General features: G+C 75.0%; 12 protein-coding genes. 8 read left to right on the plus strand and 4 right to left on the minus strand.

Features of this window, described 5'->3' with window-relative positions; genetic code table 11:
- The 6 genes from C1N80_RS08385 (at position 1) to C1N80_RS08410 (ending at position 8,184) form a co-directional block, all read left to right on the plus strand.
- A complete protein-coding gene (locus tag C1N80_RS08385) occupies positions 1-1,023 on the plus strand; it encodes a Gfo/Idh/MocA family protein (protein WP_137771707.1) in 1,023 nt (340 codons plus the stop codon).
- Complete coding sequence (locus C1N80_RS08390) at positions 1,020-2,513, plus strand: glycosyltransferase (protein WP_137770346.1); 1,494 nt, start codon at positions 1,020-1,022, stop codon at positions 2,511-2,513. Before C1N80_RS08385 ends, C1N80_RS08390 begins: the two co-directional genes overlap by 4 nt.
- Entirely contained in the window at positions 2,510-4,513 is a 2,004-nt protein-coding gene (locus C1N80_RS08395; protein ID WP_137770347.1) for a DUF6541 family protein, read from the plus strand. Before C1N80_RS08390 ends, C1N80_RS08395 begins: the two co-directional genes overlap by 4 nt.
- A 79-nt stretch (positions 4,514-4,592) precedes the next feature.
- Positions 4,593-6,431 (plus strand): ABC transporter ATP-binding protein, encoded by a 1,839-nt coding sequence (locus tag C1N80_RS08400; protein ID WP_137770348.1) that lies wholly within the window; start codon positions 4,593-4,595, stop codon positions 6,429-6,431.
- Positions 6,428-7,555 carry a glycosyltransferase gene (locus C1N80_RS08405; RefSeq protein WP_137770349.1) on the plus strand — a complete coding sequence of 376 codons (1,128 nt, stop codon included), beginning with the start codon at positions 6,428-6,430 and terminating at the stop codon, positions 7,553-7,555. Before C1N80_RS08400 ends, C1N80_RS08405 begins: the two co-directional genes overlap by 4 nt.
- Positions 7,552-8,184 (plus strand): Type 1 glutamine amidotransferase-like domain-containing protein, encoded by a 633-nt coding sequence (locus C1N80_RS08410; RefSeq protein WP_137770350.1) that lies wholly within the window; start codon positions 7,552-7,554, stop codon positions 8,182-8,184. The genes C1N80_RS08405 and C1N80_RS08410 overlap by 4 nt, the downstream gene beginning before the upstream one ends.
- Before the next feature lie 27 nt (positions 8,185-8,211).
- Here the strand turns inward: C1N80_RS08410 and C1N80_RS08415 are convergent, their stop codons facing one another.
- The 3 genes from C1N80_RS08415 to C1N80_RS08425 are packed head-to-tail and all read right to left on the minus strand — an operon-like array spanning position 8,212 to position 11,785.
- Complete coding sequence (locus C1N80_RS08415) at positions 8,212-9,303, minus strand: glycosyltransferase family 2 protein (RefSeq protein ID WP_137770351.1); 1,092 nt, start codon at positions 9,301-9,303, stop codon at positions 8,212-8,214.
- Positions 9,300-10,400, minus strand: coding sequence for a glycosyltransferase (locus C1N80_RS08420; RefSeq protein WP_137770352.1), 1,101 nt, complete (start codon positions 10,398-10,400; stop codon positions 9,300-9,302). The genes C1N80_RS08415 and C1N80_RS08420 overlap by 4 nt, the downstream gene beginning before the upstream one ends.
- On the minus strand, positions 10,397-11,785 hold the full coding sequence (locus tag C1N80_RS08425) for a glycosyltransferase (protein ID WP_137770353.1): 1,389 nt from the start codon (positions 11,783-11,785) through the stop codon (positions 10,397-10,399). Before C1N80_RS08425 ends, C1N80_RS08420 begins: the two co-directional genes overlap by 4 nt.
- A gap of 81 nt (positions 11,786-11,866) precedes the next feature.
- Here C1N80_RS08425 and wecB point away from each other — a divergent pair, with 81 nt between their 5' ends.
- Together wecB and C1N80_RS08435 are read left to right on the plus strand one after the other, a co-directional pair.
- The gene (gene wecB, locus C1N80_RS08430; RefSeq protein WP_137770354.1) at positions 11,867-12,934 is read left to right on the plus strand and encodes a non-hydrolyzing UDP-N-acetylglucosamine 2-epimerase; all 1,068 of its coding nucleotides are present in this window, start codon (positions 11,867-11,869) and stop codon (positions 12,932-12,934) included.
- Positions 12,931-14,103 (plus strand): glycosyltransferase family 4 protein, encoded by a 1,173-nt coding sequence (locus C1N80_RS08435; RefSeq protein WP_137770355.1) that lies wholly within the window; start codon positions 12,931-12,933, stop codon positions 14,101-14,103. Before wecB ends, C1N80_RS08435 begins: the two co-directional genes overlap by 4 nt.
- 48 nt (positions 14,104-14,151) lie before the next feature.
- Here the strand turns inward: C1N80_RS08435 and C1N80_RS08440 are convergent, their stop codons facing one another.
- A complete protein-coding gene (locus C1N80_RS08440) occupies positions 14,152-15,153 on the minus strand; it encodes an acyltransferase family protein (RefSeq protein ID WP_240811063.1) in 1,002 nt (333 codons plus the stop codon).
- Positions 15,154-15,222: the final 69 nt, after the last annotated feature.

Below are 15,222 nucleotides of genomic sequence, written 5' to 3' on the forward strand. Positions count from 1 at the left end.
ATGACGGACCCGACGCGCCCGTCGCTCCGGGCCGGTCTGATCGGCCTCGGCATGATGGGGCGCCACCACGCCCGCAACCTCCGCGCCCTCGAGGGCGTGGACCTCGTCGCCGTGGCCGACGCCTACGGCGACCCGCACGGCGCCGCCCCCGGCTACGAGGTGCTGCCGGACGTCGATGCGCTCATCGACGCCGGGATCGACTACGCGGTCGTCGCGGTCCCCACCCAGTTCCACAAGGACGTCGCCCTGCGCCTCGCCGAGGCCGGCGTGCACACCCTCGTCGAGAAGCCCCTCGCCTTCGACATCTCCGAGGCGGAGGAGATCACCGCCGCCTACGAGGAGGCCGGGCTCGTGGGCGCCGTGGGCTACATCGAGCGCTACAATCCCGCCCTGCAGGAGATGCGTCGGCGCATCGCCGAGGGCCAGCTGGGGGAGATCTACCAGATCACCACCCGCCGCCAGGGCGGCTTCCCCGCCCGCATCGCCGACGTCGGCGTCGTCAAGGACCTCGCCACCCACGACCTCGACCTCACCGCCTGGGTCGCCCAGTCCTCGTACGCGCAGGTCGCCGCGACCTCGACCCGCCGCTCGGGCCGCGAGGACGAGGACATGGTCTCGATCGCCGGGCGCCTCGCCTCCGGCACGATCACCAACCACCTCGTGAACTGGCTGTCCCCCTTCAAGGAGCGCGTGACCGTCGTGACCGGCGAGAACGGCGCGCTCATCGGGGACACCGTCAACGCGGACCTCACCTTCATCGCGAACGCCGAGGCGGACACGAACCACTGGGACCACATGGCGTCCTTCCGCGGGGTCAGTGAGGGCGACGCGATCCGCTACGCGCTCCAGCGCACCGAGCCGCTCGCGACCGAGCACGAGGCCTTCCGCGACGCCGTCCTCGGCCAGGGCTCGAACATCGTCACCATGCGCGAGGGCCTGCACACCGTGCGCACCGTCGAGGCGGTGCTCGAGTCGGCGCGCGAGGGGACCGTCGTCGTCCCCGATCCGGGCCCGGAGGCATGAGCAGGCAGGCCGTCGTCCGCGCCGTGCGCACCCACGCCCTGCGCTGGGCGGCGCGCGGCGGGCGCGCGCTCCCCGGCGCGCCCGGGGACCGCGCCCGCTACATGGACACCGTCGACCGGATGGACCGCGGTGAGCTCCCCGTCGACGGCGCCGAGGTGCAGGAGGCCCTGCTCGCCCGTTCCGACGCCCTCGTCGCCGCCGGGAAGCCTGAGGAGGCCCTCGGCTGGTTCGACAAGGCGCTGCGCATGGCCTATCACCCCGCACTGCACTACGACGCGACCCCGTCGCCGCTCGCCACGGACCCCTCCGCCTTCCTCGCCCCGTTCCGGGCGGCGCGACTGGGTCCGCTGCTGCTCGACCTGCCGGCGCACGACCCGGGACCCAGGCGCCCCGCCCCCCGCACCGCGGAGGACGGCGCGCCCGTGCGGCTGCTCGTCGTCGCCCAGCGCAACTGGACCTTCGTCGACCCGGTCATCGAGTCGCTCGGCGCGCGCGGCGTGGAGATCCGCCGCTTCGAGGTGGACTCCCTGCCCGTCGCCGAGCGACCCTCCCGGGAGCGGGTGCTCCGGGCCCGGCTCGACCTGGCCCTGCACGGTCGGCGCCTGCCCACCCCGGCGCCGCTCGCCGAGCAGATCGAATGGGCCGACGTCGTCCTCGTCGAATGGGGCCACCACGTCCTGACCTGGATGTCGCTGCTCGAGCTGATGCCCCGCCGCACCGTCGCCCGCTTCCACCGCTTCGAGGTCTACACGCCGTTCCCGCTGCTGACGGTGTACCCGGTGATCGACCGGGTGCTCTTCGTCTCCGGGCACGTGCGCATCCTGCTCGACCACCTCACCCCGCACCTCTCCCGGGCCGGATCCGTGCTCGAGGTGGAGAACTTCCTCGCCCACGGGCTCGGGCCCGAGCCGGGCGCCGGCCACGACCCGCACCTGCTCGCGCAGGTGGGCTGGGTGCGCCCGGTCAAGGACGTGCTCTTCACGCTCGACCTGCTCGAGCGCCTGCGGGAGACGGATCCGCGGTTCCGCCTGCTCCTCGTGGGGCCGGGCCTGCCGGACTCCTCCGCCGACGACTCCGCCCACGAGCGGAAGGTCCGCGCCCGCCTTGCGGCGCTCCCCGCCGGATCCGTGCAGATCCTCGGCCCGCGCGACGACGTCCCCGACGTGCTCGCCGGCGCCGGATGGATCGTCTCCTCCTCCCTCGTGGAGGGGGTGCACGAAGCCGTCATGGAGGGCCTCGCCGCCGGCTGCCTGCCCCTCGTGCGCGACTGGCCCGGCGCCCGCGCGTACGGCGGCGCCCGCACGATCTACCGCGAGGACTGGGTCGTGGCGGACGTCGACGCCGCCGCGGAGCGCGTGCGCAGCGTGCTCGAGGGCGGCGACCTCGCCGCGCTGTCCCAGGACGCCCGGCGCTGGGTCGTGGCCCGCCGCTCCCCGGAGTACGTGGTGCAGCGGTACGAGGACGCGATCGTCCCCGGCCGCCGTCCATGAGCACCGACTGGATCCTGCCGACCCTGCTGGCCGCGGCGCTGCTGAGCGCGCCCGGGCTGCTCCTGCTGCGCGCGGGCGGGGCGCGGATCGCCGTAAGCCTCGGCGCCGCGCCGCCCGTGACCGTGCTGCTGACGGTCCTTGCCGGGGCCGCCCTGAAGCTCGTGGGCCTCCCGTGGTCCCCGGTGACGGCGACCGGCTCCCTCGTGCTCGCCGTGCTCGTGGTGCTGCTCGTGCGCGCCCTCCTGCGCCGCCGCCGTGCGAGCACCGCGGCGGACGGGGCGGGGGAGCGGGAGCGGCGCCCGCTCCGGGCGCGGGTGCTCGACGGCCTCCCGGTGCTCGTCGCGGCCGTCACGGGCCTCGCGACCGCGGCCGGTGCGCGCGCCGGCATGGGCACGATCGACACGCTCAACGGCAGCTACGACTCCTTCTTCCACCTCGCCGCGATCGAGTTCGTGCGCGAGGACGGCGACGCCTTCCTGCTCACCGCGCTGCAGGGGATCTACCACGAGCCCACCTTCTATCCGGCCGCCTGGGACGTGCTCACGGCCCTCCTGCCCTTCGGGCCGGTGACCTCGGCGAACGCGATGGCGCTCGCGATGCTCGCCCTGCTCCCCGCCGCGCTCGCCGCGATGACCGGGTTGCTCCTGGGACCGGCGACCCCGCCGCTCGAGCGGCGCGTGCTCACCGCCGCCTCCGCCCTGTGCGCGCCCCTGTTCCTCTCGCTCCCGGTGATCACCCTCGTCATGGGGCTGTGGCCCTTCGTGCTCGGCTCGCTGTGCCTGCCCGTCGCGCTCGGCGCGCTGTGGCGGATCGCGGCGGTCCTGCCCGCGCCGGGCCGGCTGCGGGCGGAGCTCCCGCAGGCCGCGGGGACGCTGCTGCTCGGGACGGTGCTGCTCGCCGGCGCCGTCCTCGCCCACCCCTCGAACGTGTTCTCGCTCGGGGCGGCGGTCCTCGCCGCGCTGCTCGCGCGCGCCGTGGTCGACGTGCTCGGCACCGCCCACCGCCGGCGCGGGGTGCGACTGCTCGTGGCCCTCGCGGCGCTCGCCGTTCTCTACGCGGCGGGATCCGGGGTGCTGCTCGCCTCGATGGACCTCACCACGACCTCCCCCTGGGGCTGGCCCGCGCTGCTCGTCTCCGTGCTCATCGACCGTCCCCGGCTCACGGTGCTCCCGGTGCAGCCGTGGCCCGTGCTCGTGCCCTGGCTGCTCGCGGCCCTCGGCCTGCTCGCCGGCCTCCGCTCCCGGCGCACGGACCCCGCCGCCGTGGCCCTCGCGGCGAGCGCGACCGCGCTGCTCGGCGTCGTGCTCGCCCTCAGCATCCTCACCAACGTCCCCTCGCCGCTCGCCCGTGCCTGGGTGAACCCCTGGTACGGGGCCCGCGAGCGGATCGCCCCACTGCTGCTGTGCGGCGTCACCCTGCTCGCGATGCTCGGGCTGCGCGCCCTGCTGCGCCGCGACCGCGGCGGGGAGGGCCGGCGCTGGCGCACCCCGGTCGCGGCGGCCCTGCTGGGCGCGACGGCCGTCGGCGCCGTCGCCGTCCCGGACCGGCTGCCCTTCGTCGGCTCCCTCGCCTACACGGCGTACGGCGTACAGCTCGCGCCCTACGTCACCCCGCGCGAGCGGGCCTTCATCGAGCGCTCCGCCGCGGAGCTGCCCGGGGGCGCCGTCGTCATCGGCAACCCGCGCGACGGCGAGGCGCTCTACTGGTCGCTCGGGGGAGTGGAGACGGTGTTCCCCACCCTCGCCGAGCCGCAGACCCTCGACTCCCGCCGCGCGGCCCGCTACCTCGACGAGGCGGCGACCAATCCCGACGTCTGCGAGTCCTGGAAGAAGGTGGGTGCGGACCACCTCTACGTCGACACCTCCGCCGAGTCCGGCGAGGCGATCGCCCCGGGCCCCTCCGAGCTGTGGGAGGGACTGCAGGAGATCCCGCAGGACCGCCTCGTGCTCGTGGACCGCGACGGTCCCTATGCCCTCTACCGCATCGAGCCGCTGTGCTGAGCCCCGCCGGCTCGCCCCGCGATAGCGTGCAGCCACCGAGCGCGGGGACGCCCTGTCCCCGCCGAGAGGAAGCCCACCCGTGAAACAGACCGTCCAGACCGTGATGCGCACGATGTCCGTGCTGCCCCGCGACGCCAAGAAGTTCCTGTGGACCTTTGCGGTCGTCATGAGCCTGCTCGCGCTGCTGGACGTCATCGCCCTCGGCGCCGTCGCGATCGCCCTGCCCGGGCTCACGGGCGGCGCCCCCGAGGTGACCGTCCCCGTCGTCGGCTGGAAGCTCGTGGGCTTCGGCCAGGTGACGAGCCTCGTCGGCGTGTTCGTGGTGCTCACGATCGTCAAGTCGGTGCTGAACCTCATCACGATCCGCGTCGCGACCCGGCGCTTCGCGAAGCACGAGGTCGCGATCGGCCAGATGCTCTTCCGCTCGTACATGTCCGCCCCGTGGGTGGACCGCACCTCGCGCTCGAGCCAGGAGATCATCCGCATGGTCGACTCCGGAGTCGCCGCGGTCGTCGCGAACGTGCTCATGCCCTCGATGACCGTGATCAGCGAGTTCGCGACGATCTCCGTGATCACCGCGGGCCTGTTCATCGCGGACTGGAAGATGGCGCTCGCCACGATGATCTACCTGGGCATCGTCGCGATCGTGCTGTCGCGGGTCATCTCCCCGCTCGCCGTGCGCAACGGCGCCGTGAACCGCGACAACTCGATCCAGGTGGTGCAGCTGCTCGGCGAGGTGCTCTCCTCCCTCAAGGAGATCACCCTCAAGGGCAACGAGAAGGAGGTCGAGGCGATCGTCGCGGACCGCCGCGGCACCGCCTCGGAGACCCGCGCCTTCGCGCAGTACTACAACCAGATGCCGCGCTTCGTGCTCGAGGCGGGGCTCGTGGGCGGCTTCGTCGTGGTCGGCGGGGTCGGCTACCTCGGCTCGGGCCCCACGGGCGCGCTCGCCTCCGTCGCGCTCTTCGCCGTCGCGGGCTTCCGCCTGCTGCCCTCGCTCACCCGCTTCCAGTCCACCCAGAACCGGATCCTCACGAACGCCGCGTTCTCCGACTACATCATCGACGACATCGAGCACGCCCGGGAGGCGGTCTCCCGCACGGAGCGCCCGGACAGCGGCGTGCTCTCCGAGGGTCCGCGCGACATCGTCCTCGAGGACGTCAGCTACGTGTACCCCAGCCGCGAGGAGCCTGCGGTCAAGGGCGTGTCGCTGCGCATCCCCGCCGGCTCGCAGGTCGCCTTCGTGGGCACTTCGGGCGCCGGCAAGTCCACGATGGTGGACCTCCTGCTGGGCCTGCTCACCCCCACCTCCGGCCGGATCCTCGTGGGCGGGCAGGACGTGACCACGGTGCTGCGGCAGTGGCGCTCCTCGGTGGGCTACGTGCCCCAGGAGGTCGCCCTGTTCGACGTGTCCGTCGGCGAGAACATCGCCCTGACCTGGGACCCATCGGGGGTCGATGAGGACCGGGTGCGCTCGGCGCTCGAGCGGGCGCAACTGCTGCAGGTGATCGAGGACCGGCCCGGCGGCATCCACGGCCGGGTGGGGGAGCGCGGCACGACCCTCTCGGGCGGGCAGCGCCAGCGCCTCGGCATCGCCCGCGGCCTCTACGCCGACCCGCAGGTGCTCGTCCTCGACGAGGCCACGAGCGCCCTGGACACGAAGACCGAGGCCGCGGTCACCTCCGCGATCCGCGACCTCGGCGAGGGCGTCACCACGATCACCATCGCGCACCGCCTCGCGACCATCCAGCACTGCGACGTCGTGTTCTACATGCAGGAGGGCGAGGTGCTCGCGCAGGGCACCTTCGAGGAGGTCGTCGACGCCGTCCCCGCCTTCGCGGAGCAGGCCGCGCTCGCCGGCCTCGCCCACGCCGCCGCCGACGGCGCCCCGTCCGAGTCCACCGAGGAGCCCGCATGAGCAGCCTGCTGATCCTGTCCTTCTCCACCCTCACCTCCGACCCGCGCGTGCAGCGGCAGATCTCCCTGCTCGCCGAGCAGCACGAGGTGACCACCGTGGGCTTCGGGGAGCGGCCGCACCCCGGCGTGGAGCACGTGGAGATCCCCGACGGCACCCGCGCCTGGCCCAGCTCCAAGCAGCACCTGCTCACCGGCCGCTACCGCGGCGCCTACTGGTCGATGAGCGCGGTCGCCGCGGCCCGAGAGCTGCTCGCGGACCGGGTGGGGACGATGGACGCGGTCCTCGCCAACGACACGAACACGCTGCCGCTCGCGCTGTGGCTCGCCCCGCGCCGCGGCGTGCACGCGGACCTCCACGAGTACGCCCCCCGGGAGAAGGAGCACCAGCTCGCCTGGCGGACCTTCGTCGCCCCCTACCAGCGGTGGCTCTGCCGCACCTGCCTGCCCGAGGTCGCCTCGGTCACGACGGTCTCCCCGGGGCTCGCGCGCGAGTACGCGGCCCGGTTCGGCGTCGAGGTCGAGGTCGTCACGAACGCCTCCGCCCACCGCGACCTGCCCGTGCGCCCCACCTCCGCGCCGATCCGGCTGCTGCACACGGGCGTGGCCCGCGCGAACCGGCACCTCGAGGCGATGATCGAGGCCGTGCGCGGGCTCGAGGGCGCCGTCACCCTCGATCTCATGCTCATGCCCAGCGAGCCCGGGTACATCGAGCAGCTCGGCGCGCTCGCGGCCGAGGTCCCCGGCGCGGCCTTCCGCGACCCGGTGCCCTACGCGCAGCTCGTGGACACCGTCGCCGAGTACGACGTGTCCCTCGTCGTCTTCCCGAACTCGACCTTCAACCTCGAGCACTCCCTGCCCAACAAGCTCTACGAGGCGGTGCAGGGGCGCACCGGCGTGATCGTCGGCCCCTCCCCGGACATGGCGGACCTGGTGCGCGAGCACTCCCTCGGGGCCGTGCTGCCCGCCGCGACCGCCGAGGCCATGCATGCGGAGCTCGCCGCGCTCACGCCGTCGACCGTGGATGCCTGGAAGCGCGCGGCCGACGCCTCCGCCGAGGTGCTCTCCGCCGAGCGGCAGGTGCTCACCTGGCAGCGCGCGATCGAGCGGATCCTGTCGGGACGATGAGGCTCTACCTGTCCTCGTACCAGCTCGGGGATCACCCCGAGGAGCTGGTGAGGATGGCGGGCGAGGGCGCCCGCGGCTGGGTCGTCGCCAATGCCCTTGACGGCGGCGACCCCGGGCGCCGCTCCCGCGACACCGCCCGTCAGATCGCGGCCCTCGCCCGGATCGGTCTGCGGGCGCGGGACCTCGACCTGCGCGAGCACGACCCCTCGACGATCGCCCGCGCCGTCGGGGAGCCGGACTTCGTCTGGCTCCGCGGCGGCAACGTGTTCACCCTGCGCGGGGCCCTCGCCCGCTCCGGGCTCGACGCGCTGCTCGTCGCGGGGATCCGTGAGGACGCCTTCGTCCACGCGGGGTTCAGCGCCGGGGCCTGCGTGCTCGCTCCCTCCCTCGCCGGGCTCGAGCACTGCGACGGCGTGGACGAGGCCCTCCGCCTGCACGGGGAGGTCCGATGGGACGGACTGGGCGTGCTCGATCGTCCCGTCGTCCCGCACCTGGACTCCCCGGGGCATCCGGAGACGGCGCTGCTCGGCGAGGTCGCCGCCCGCTACGCCCGTGGGGGCCAGGCCTTCTGGGCGCTCCGCGACGGCGAGGCGCTCGTGGTCGACGGCGACCGCACCGCCGTGGTGTGAGGCGCCGGGCCGTCGGGCGCCCCGCGCTCAGCCGCGGCGCAGGCGCGGCAGCTGCTGGACCGCGAGCGAGGCGGCCATGAAGCGCAGCGGCGCCTCCCGGTGGAGCGCCCGGGTCAGCTCACGGGGGAGGAGCGTCGCCGGGCGACCGTGACGCCGACGGTCCCGGGCCGCGGCCATGAGCTCCGCGGCGGGGACGGCCGGGTCCAGGCAGGCGTCGAGCAGGCGGCGGTCGGCGCGGGAGAGCGGGCGCTCGCAGCTGGGGGCGCGGTCCAGCACGTCCGCGGTGATCGCGGCGAGGGACTCCCGCTCCTCGGCGGTCCAGATCTCCTCGTCCTGCCGGTAGAACACGGCGCCGAACACGTGGATGCGCAGCAGCTTGGTGCCGATCGCGGCGCGGGCAGTGCGGGACAGCCGCGCCGCCCAGGGGGCCTGCAGGAGGTCGGGGAAGAAGCCCAGCTGCTCGGTCATCGGCCGCACGACGTAGGTGACGCGGTCCCCGGCGTCCTCGCCGATCACGTAGGGCGGGCCGTACCGGTCGTAGGCGGTGGGGACGGTGGCCATCAGCTCCGTCACCATGCCCACGTCGCCGCCGACGGTCGCGCCCTCCACGAGGGCGGCGCCGGTGCGCTCGAGCATGGCGCGGCTCATGAGGCCGAGCGGTGCGGAGCGGTAGGCGAGGCGGTCCTGGGCGAGGTCCACGAGGCCGCCGCGGTGCATGCGCACGGCCGGGGTGGGCACGCCGCGGCCCGCGCGGCCGAGCGCGAGGCGGGTGATGACGAACTCCGCGCCGGTGCGCTCCTGCACCGTGAGCCAGGAGGCGACGGCACCGGGGGCGAGCTCGTCGTCGGAGCCCATGATCGCGACGAACGGGGTGGTCGCCGCGCGGATCCCGGCGTTGAACGGGCCGGAGGCGGAGCGGAAGGCGTCGCGGTGCTCGATGATCCGCGTTGCCTGCCGGTGCTCGGGGCGCAGCGCCCCGCGGATCTCCTCCGCGGGCCGGTTGTGGGCGACGACGAGGACCTCGGCGTGCTCCCCGCTGCCCTCGAGGACGGATGCGACCGCCCGGCCGACGGGCCGCTCGGGCGTGTGGCACGCGATGACGATCGTGACGGGCCTCATCGGGCACCCCCGGCGAGCGTGGTGAGCAGCCCCGCGTAGGCGGCGCCCACGACAGGGGTGGAGAAGCGGTCGCCGATCGTCGCGGCGATCTCCTCGCTGCCGAGCTCGCGCGTGCGGGCGTCGACGTCGAGGATCGCCTCGGCGTAGGCCTCCGGGTCCTGCACGTCGACGAGCGCCCCGACCTCGGGGCGCGTGTACTCGCCCTGGCCGCCGGTCGCGCCGAGCACGACGGGCCGGCCGGCGACGAGCGCCTCCGCCGCGGAGACGAAGAAGTTGTCCGCCTTCGTGGGGCCGAAGAAGAGATCCGCCGCGCCGAGCGCCTCCCGCACCCCGGCGGGATCCGCGGTGCCGGCGAGGTCCAGGCGGTCCTCGACGCCGAGCTCCCGGGCGAGCGCCGCGGTCTGCTCACGCAGGGGGCCCTCGCCGAGCCAGGTCAGGTGCGCGTCGACGCCGCGGCGCTCGAGCGCCGCGAGGGTGCGCACGGCGACGAGCGGGTCCTTGCGGTCGATGAGGCCGCCCGTGGAGACCAGGCGCAGGGCGCCGTCGGACCGGTCACGGCGGGGGACCAGCGACCCCGGGTCCACGATGCAGGGCACGACGTCCGTCGGCCGGGCGCCGCGCACGGCGCGCAGCGGCGCGGCGAGGTACTCGCACACGGCGGTCGCGCGGTCCGGGAGGGCCAGCAGGCGGGAGAGCACGGGCAGCGCCGCGCGGGCCGGCGCGGGGAGCGTCGCGGGCGTGGTCAGCGCGGACCAGTGCTCGGTGTGCAGCCACGGGACGCGCGGCCGGCGCAGCGCGAAGGGCAGCAGCGTGGAGAAGGCCATGGTGTGCACGGCCTCGGAGCCCTCGAGGGCGGGGCCCAGGGCGCGGGCGGCCCGCAGCACCGAGAGCGGGCTGCGGGGGTCCATGGGGATCCGCAGCACGTCGATGTCCGCGTGGACGAGGCGACGGGTGCCGTCGTCGTCCGCGGGCGGCACGAGGTGCACGAGCCGGATCGGCAGGTGCTCCGCGATCGAGAGCGCGTCGCGGACCACGAAGGCGCCGCGGGAGGGCGCGGTCGCGGTCGGGAACCAGGTGGTGACGAGGGTCGTGGTCACCGGGCCTCCTCGGGGAGTCGGGCATAGGCCTCGAGCAGGGGAGCGGCCTCCGCCTCCCAGGTCAGCTGCGGGGCGACGGCGCGGGCGCGCTCGCGGTAGGCGGCGGGGTCCTCGAGGATCCGCAGCAGCGCGGCGGCGAGGTCCGCGGGCTCCTCGCCGGAGAACACCTCGCCCACGCCGAGCTCCTCGACGACGGCGCGCATGTCCGGGAGGTCCGCGGCGGCGATCGGGAGCCCCGCGCGGATCGACTCGAAGAGCTTGTTGGGCAGCGCGTAGCGGTAGGAGAGGCAGACGGGCCGCACGTGGACCACGGCGACGTCGCCGTCGGCGAGGGCGGAGGAGACCTCCGCGGGGGCCACCGCGCCGACGAGGTGCACGCGGCCGGCGACGCCGAGCTCGGCGGCGCGGGCCCGCACCTGGTCGAGGTAGTCCTCCTCGCCGTAGCCGAGCAGCACGAGGTGGACGTCGGCGGGCAGGTGGGGGAGCGCGGCGAGGGTCTCCTCGATGCCGCGGGCGGTCGTGATCCGCCCGCCGTAGGCGATGACCCGGTCGCTCGCGGAGAGACCGGCCCGCTCGCGCAGCACCCCGGTGCCCCGATCGGGCAGGGGACCGGCGACGGGCACGTTGCGCACCACGAGCGGGAGGCGGTCCAGGTGGTAGGTGCGACGCAGCCACTCGGCGATCGAGGGGGAGACGGTGATCACGACGTCGGCCCGGGGGATCGCCACGTGCTCGATCGCGGCGTCCAGCAGCGGCGCGAGCAGGCGGCGCCCCTCGACGTTGCGGTGGCGCCACAGCTCGTGGGAGTCGTAGACCAGATGCACCCGGCGGCCCTCGCGGCGGCCGAGCGCCTGGATCGCGAGCGCGGGGACCAGGGCGTTGGTGTCGTTCGCGTGGACGATCTCGGGGGCGAAGGCGTGCGCGGCGCGCGCGGAGCGCCACCACCAGGTGCCCAGCTCGATGGTCCGGTATGCGCGGCGGCCCAGGTCCCCGGCGGCGCGGGTGCCGAGCCGGCGCGCCACGGCGAGGGGCGACGGGCGGCCCGCATGCGGCGGCGTCGGCGCGGAGGTCGCGCTCGCCGGGGCCGGATCGGCCGACGGGGCGGGCGAGCCCTCCGGGACCGTCGCGGCGGGACGCCGGGTGAGGCGGGTCAGCGCGGGCGCGATCCGCTCGAGCGCGAACTCGGGTACCCGGTGCAGGTCGAGGCCGGGGGCGAGCTCGGAGGTCCCGGCGGCGCGGCCCTTGAGCCGCCGCTCGACGGCGACGATCCTCACACGGGCGCCCTGCTCGCGCAGGGAGGCGGACTCCTTCAGCACCCGGGAGTCGTTCGTCGCGTCGTTGTGCACGAGGACCGCGACGCGCGGGGCGTTCCCTGACGAGGGCATGGTGCTCCTGGGACGAATATCGTGGGTCCGGCACACTGTAACGCGCGCCCCGCACCCGAGCCGTCCAGGAGGACCCGCCCGATGAAGATCCTGTCCGTGGTGGGAGCCCGGCCCCAGTTCGTGAAGCTCGCCGCCGTGGCGGACGCCGCCGCGGAGGCGGAGGGCGTCGAGCACGTCATCGTCCACACCGGCCAGCACTACGACGCCGCGATGAGCGACGTCTTCTTCGCGGACCTCCGGATCCCCGCCCCCGACGTCAACCTCGGCAGCGGCTCCGGCACGCACGGCCGCCAGACCGGCTCCATGCTCGCCGCGATGGACGAGGTGCTCGAGGAGCACCGCCCGGACTGGGTGCTCGTCTACGGCGACACCAACTCGACCCTCGCGGGCACGCTCTCCGCGGTGAAGATGCACCTCAGGGTCGCCCACCTCGAGGCGGGCCTGCGCTCCTTCAACCGGCGCATGCCCGAGGAGCACAACCGGGTCCTCACCGACCACGCCGCCGACCTCCTCCTCGCCCCCACCGAGGTCGCGCGCGAGCACCTCGCCGCGGAGGGTCTCGCGGAGCGCACGGTCGTCGTCGGCGACGTCATGACCGACGTCTGCCTGCGCGTCGCCGCCGCCGTCCGGGACCAGCCGCTGCGGCTCCCCGAGGGGATCGACCCCGCCGCGGACTTCGCCGTCGCGACGATCCACCGGGCCGACAACACCGACGACCCCGAGCGGCTGCGCGCGATCGTCCGCGGTCTGCAGTCCCTGGACATGCCGCTCGCGCTCCTCGCGCACCCGCGGCTCGTGGCGAAGGCCGAGGCGGCGGGCATCGACCTCGCCGGCGGCGCCGTCCGCGTGGGGGAGCCGCTCGCCTACCCGGACCTCGTGGCCGCCGTGCAGCGTGCCCGCGCCGTCGTCACCGACTCCGGCGGTCTGCAGAAGGAGGCGTACCTCCTGGGCACGCCCTGCACGACCGTCCGCACCGAGACCGAATGGGTCGAGACCCTCGAGAACGGCTGGAACCAGCTCGTCGCGGATCCCGCCGACCTCCCCGCGGCCGTCGGCCGCCCCCGCCCCACCGCGGACCGCCCGGACCACTACGGCGACGGGCAGGCCGCCCAGCGCGTCGTCGCGCTGCTGCAGGAGCGCGCCCGATGAGCCGCCGCCCCACCGACCCGCCGCGCGTCGTCGTCGCGACCCGCGTGTTCACGCCCGAGCCGGTCGCCGCCGCGTTCCGCCAGGAGGCGCTCGTGCGCGCCCTCGAGGAGGCCGGCTGCGAGGTGTCCGTGCTCACCACGCGCCCGCCGCGCGGCACCGTCGGCAAGGACCGCGTGCACGGCGTCTCCCGCTTCCCCGTCAAGCGCGACCACCAGCAGCAGGTGCGCGGCTACGTCTCCTACATGAGCTTCGACGTGCCCCTCACGCTGCGCCTGCTGCTGCGGCGTCGGCCGGACGTCATCGTCGCGGAGCCGCCGCCCACCACCGGCATCGTCGCGACCGTGCTCGGCGTGCTCCGGCGCGTGCCCACCGTGTTCTACGCGGCGGACATCTGGTCCGACGCCTCCGAGAGCGTCGACAGCGTGCCCCGCGCGGTCGTCGCCGGCGTGCGGTTCATGGAAACCACCACCTGGCGGCGCGCCGCGAAGGTCCTCACGATCTCGACGGGCGTCGACGACCGGGTCGCCGCGCTGATCGGCCGGCGCCCCTCGCTGACCATGGTCGGCAACGGCATCGACACGGACACCTTCACGGCCGACGGCCCCGCCCCGGAGGAGCCCGGCCCCTACTTCGTCTACGGCGGCACCGTCTCGGAGTGGCAGGGGGCGGACATCTTCGTCGAGGCCTTCGCCCGGCTCCGCGCCGAGCGCCCCGAGGCGCGGCTGCTGTTCTTCTCGGAGGGCAGCGGCAAGGAGGAGCTCGCCGCGATGGTCGAGCGGCAGGGGATCGAGGGCATCGAGTTCCGCGGCCGGCTCGCCCCCGCGGAGATGTCCCGCATGCTCCGCGGCGCCGTCGCCGGGCTCAGCTCGATCACCCCGGGGCTGGGCTACGAGTTCGCGCTGCCCACGAAGATCTACGCGGCTACCGCCTCCGGCACCCCCGTCGTCCACGCGGGCGAGGGCGCGGCCTCCGAACGGATCCGCGGCGGCGGGCTCGGCTGGGCGAGCGCGTACGACCCCGCGCAGGTCGCGCACGCGATGCGCGCCGCCCTCGACGGCGAGGACCGCCCCACGACGGAGCACCTGCGGGAGTGGACCCTCGAGCACGCCTCGCTGCAGGGGGCGGCCGCCCGGGCCGCCGCCGCGGTCATCGAGGCCGCGGGCCGCTGAGCGCCCCGCGCGGCGGGGCCGTGGCGGCGCCCGGCACGGGCGCCGGGCTCAGAAGATGAGCCGCAGACCCGGCACCCGCTGCGCGACCAGCGCGATCACGAAGGAGACCGGCACGGTGACGAGCCACACCGTCGCCATCTGCCACAGGTCGTAGCCCTCGAGCGCGGGGATCTGCCGCAGCAGCACGAGCACCGCGAAGTGCACGAGGAACACCCCGAACGTCGCGTTGCCGAGCGCCCGCAGCCAGGCCTGGGCGCGCGGTCCCACCCGCCATGAACCGGTGAGCGAGGCGAGCGCCAGGAACAGCAGCAGCGCGTAGACCATGACGCTCGGCGAGGAGTAGTCCGGCCGGAGCGTGCGCACGAGCAGGGAGCCGCCGTCGTCCCGGCCCGCCTCGTACAGCCAGGTCAGCGCCGCGATCGCGACGGGCGTCGTCGCGAGGGCCGCGAGCGCCCAGCGCCGCGCGACGGGCGCCACGATCGCCGCCCGGCCGATCACGAAGTAGCCCGCGAAGGCCATCCAGTAGGTGAGCGATCCGGGCTCGATCGGCCGATGGGAGTCCAGCCCCTCGATGCTCGGCTGCCGGGTCAGGTACGGCACCGCGAAGGCGAGCGCCGTCCACGCGCACGCGAGCAGCCCCAGCCCCCACGCGCGCCGACCCTCCTGCTCCGGCACCGCGTGCAGGAAGGCGGCGATCACGGGCGCGATCACGTACAGCCCGGCGATCGCCCACAGGAAGTACAGGTGGGTGAAGGTCTTGCCGGTGATGACCTGGTCGATCGCCGTGCCGACGCTCATCTCCGCCCCCGCGAGCGGACCGATGACGAGCATGTAGAGCGCGGACCACACCACGAGCGCGGGCAGGATCCGCACCGCCCGCTGCCGCCAGAAGGTGCCCGGGCCGCGGCGCAGCGCCGAGGGATGGAGGTTCAGGGCCCCCGCCATCATGAGGAACACCGGCACGGCCGCGGAGGCGGCCATGTCCACCGCCGTGATCCCGAGCGGCGCGGAGCCGTCCTCGACGCCGCCGCCCACCACGTGCACCGCCACGACGCCGAGGATCGCGACGATCCGGATGACGTCGAGCGCGGGAACGTACTCCCGTCGCCGAGGCGCTGT

It is taken from the genome of Brachybacterium sp. SGAir0954, assembly GCF_005490785.1.
Lineage (GTDB): Bacteria > Actinomycetota > Actinomycetes > Actinomycetales > Dermabacteraceae > Brachybacterium > Brachybacterium rhamnosum.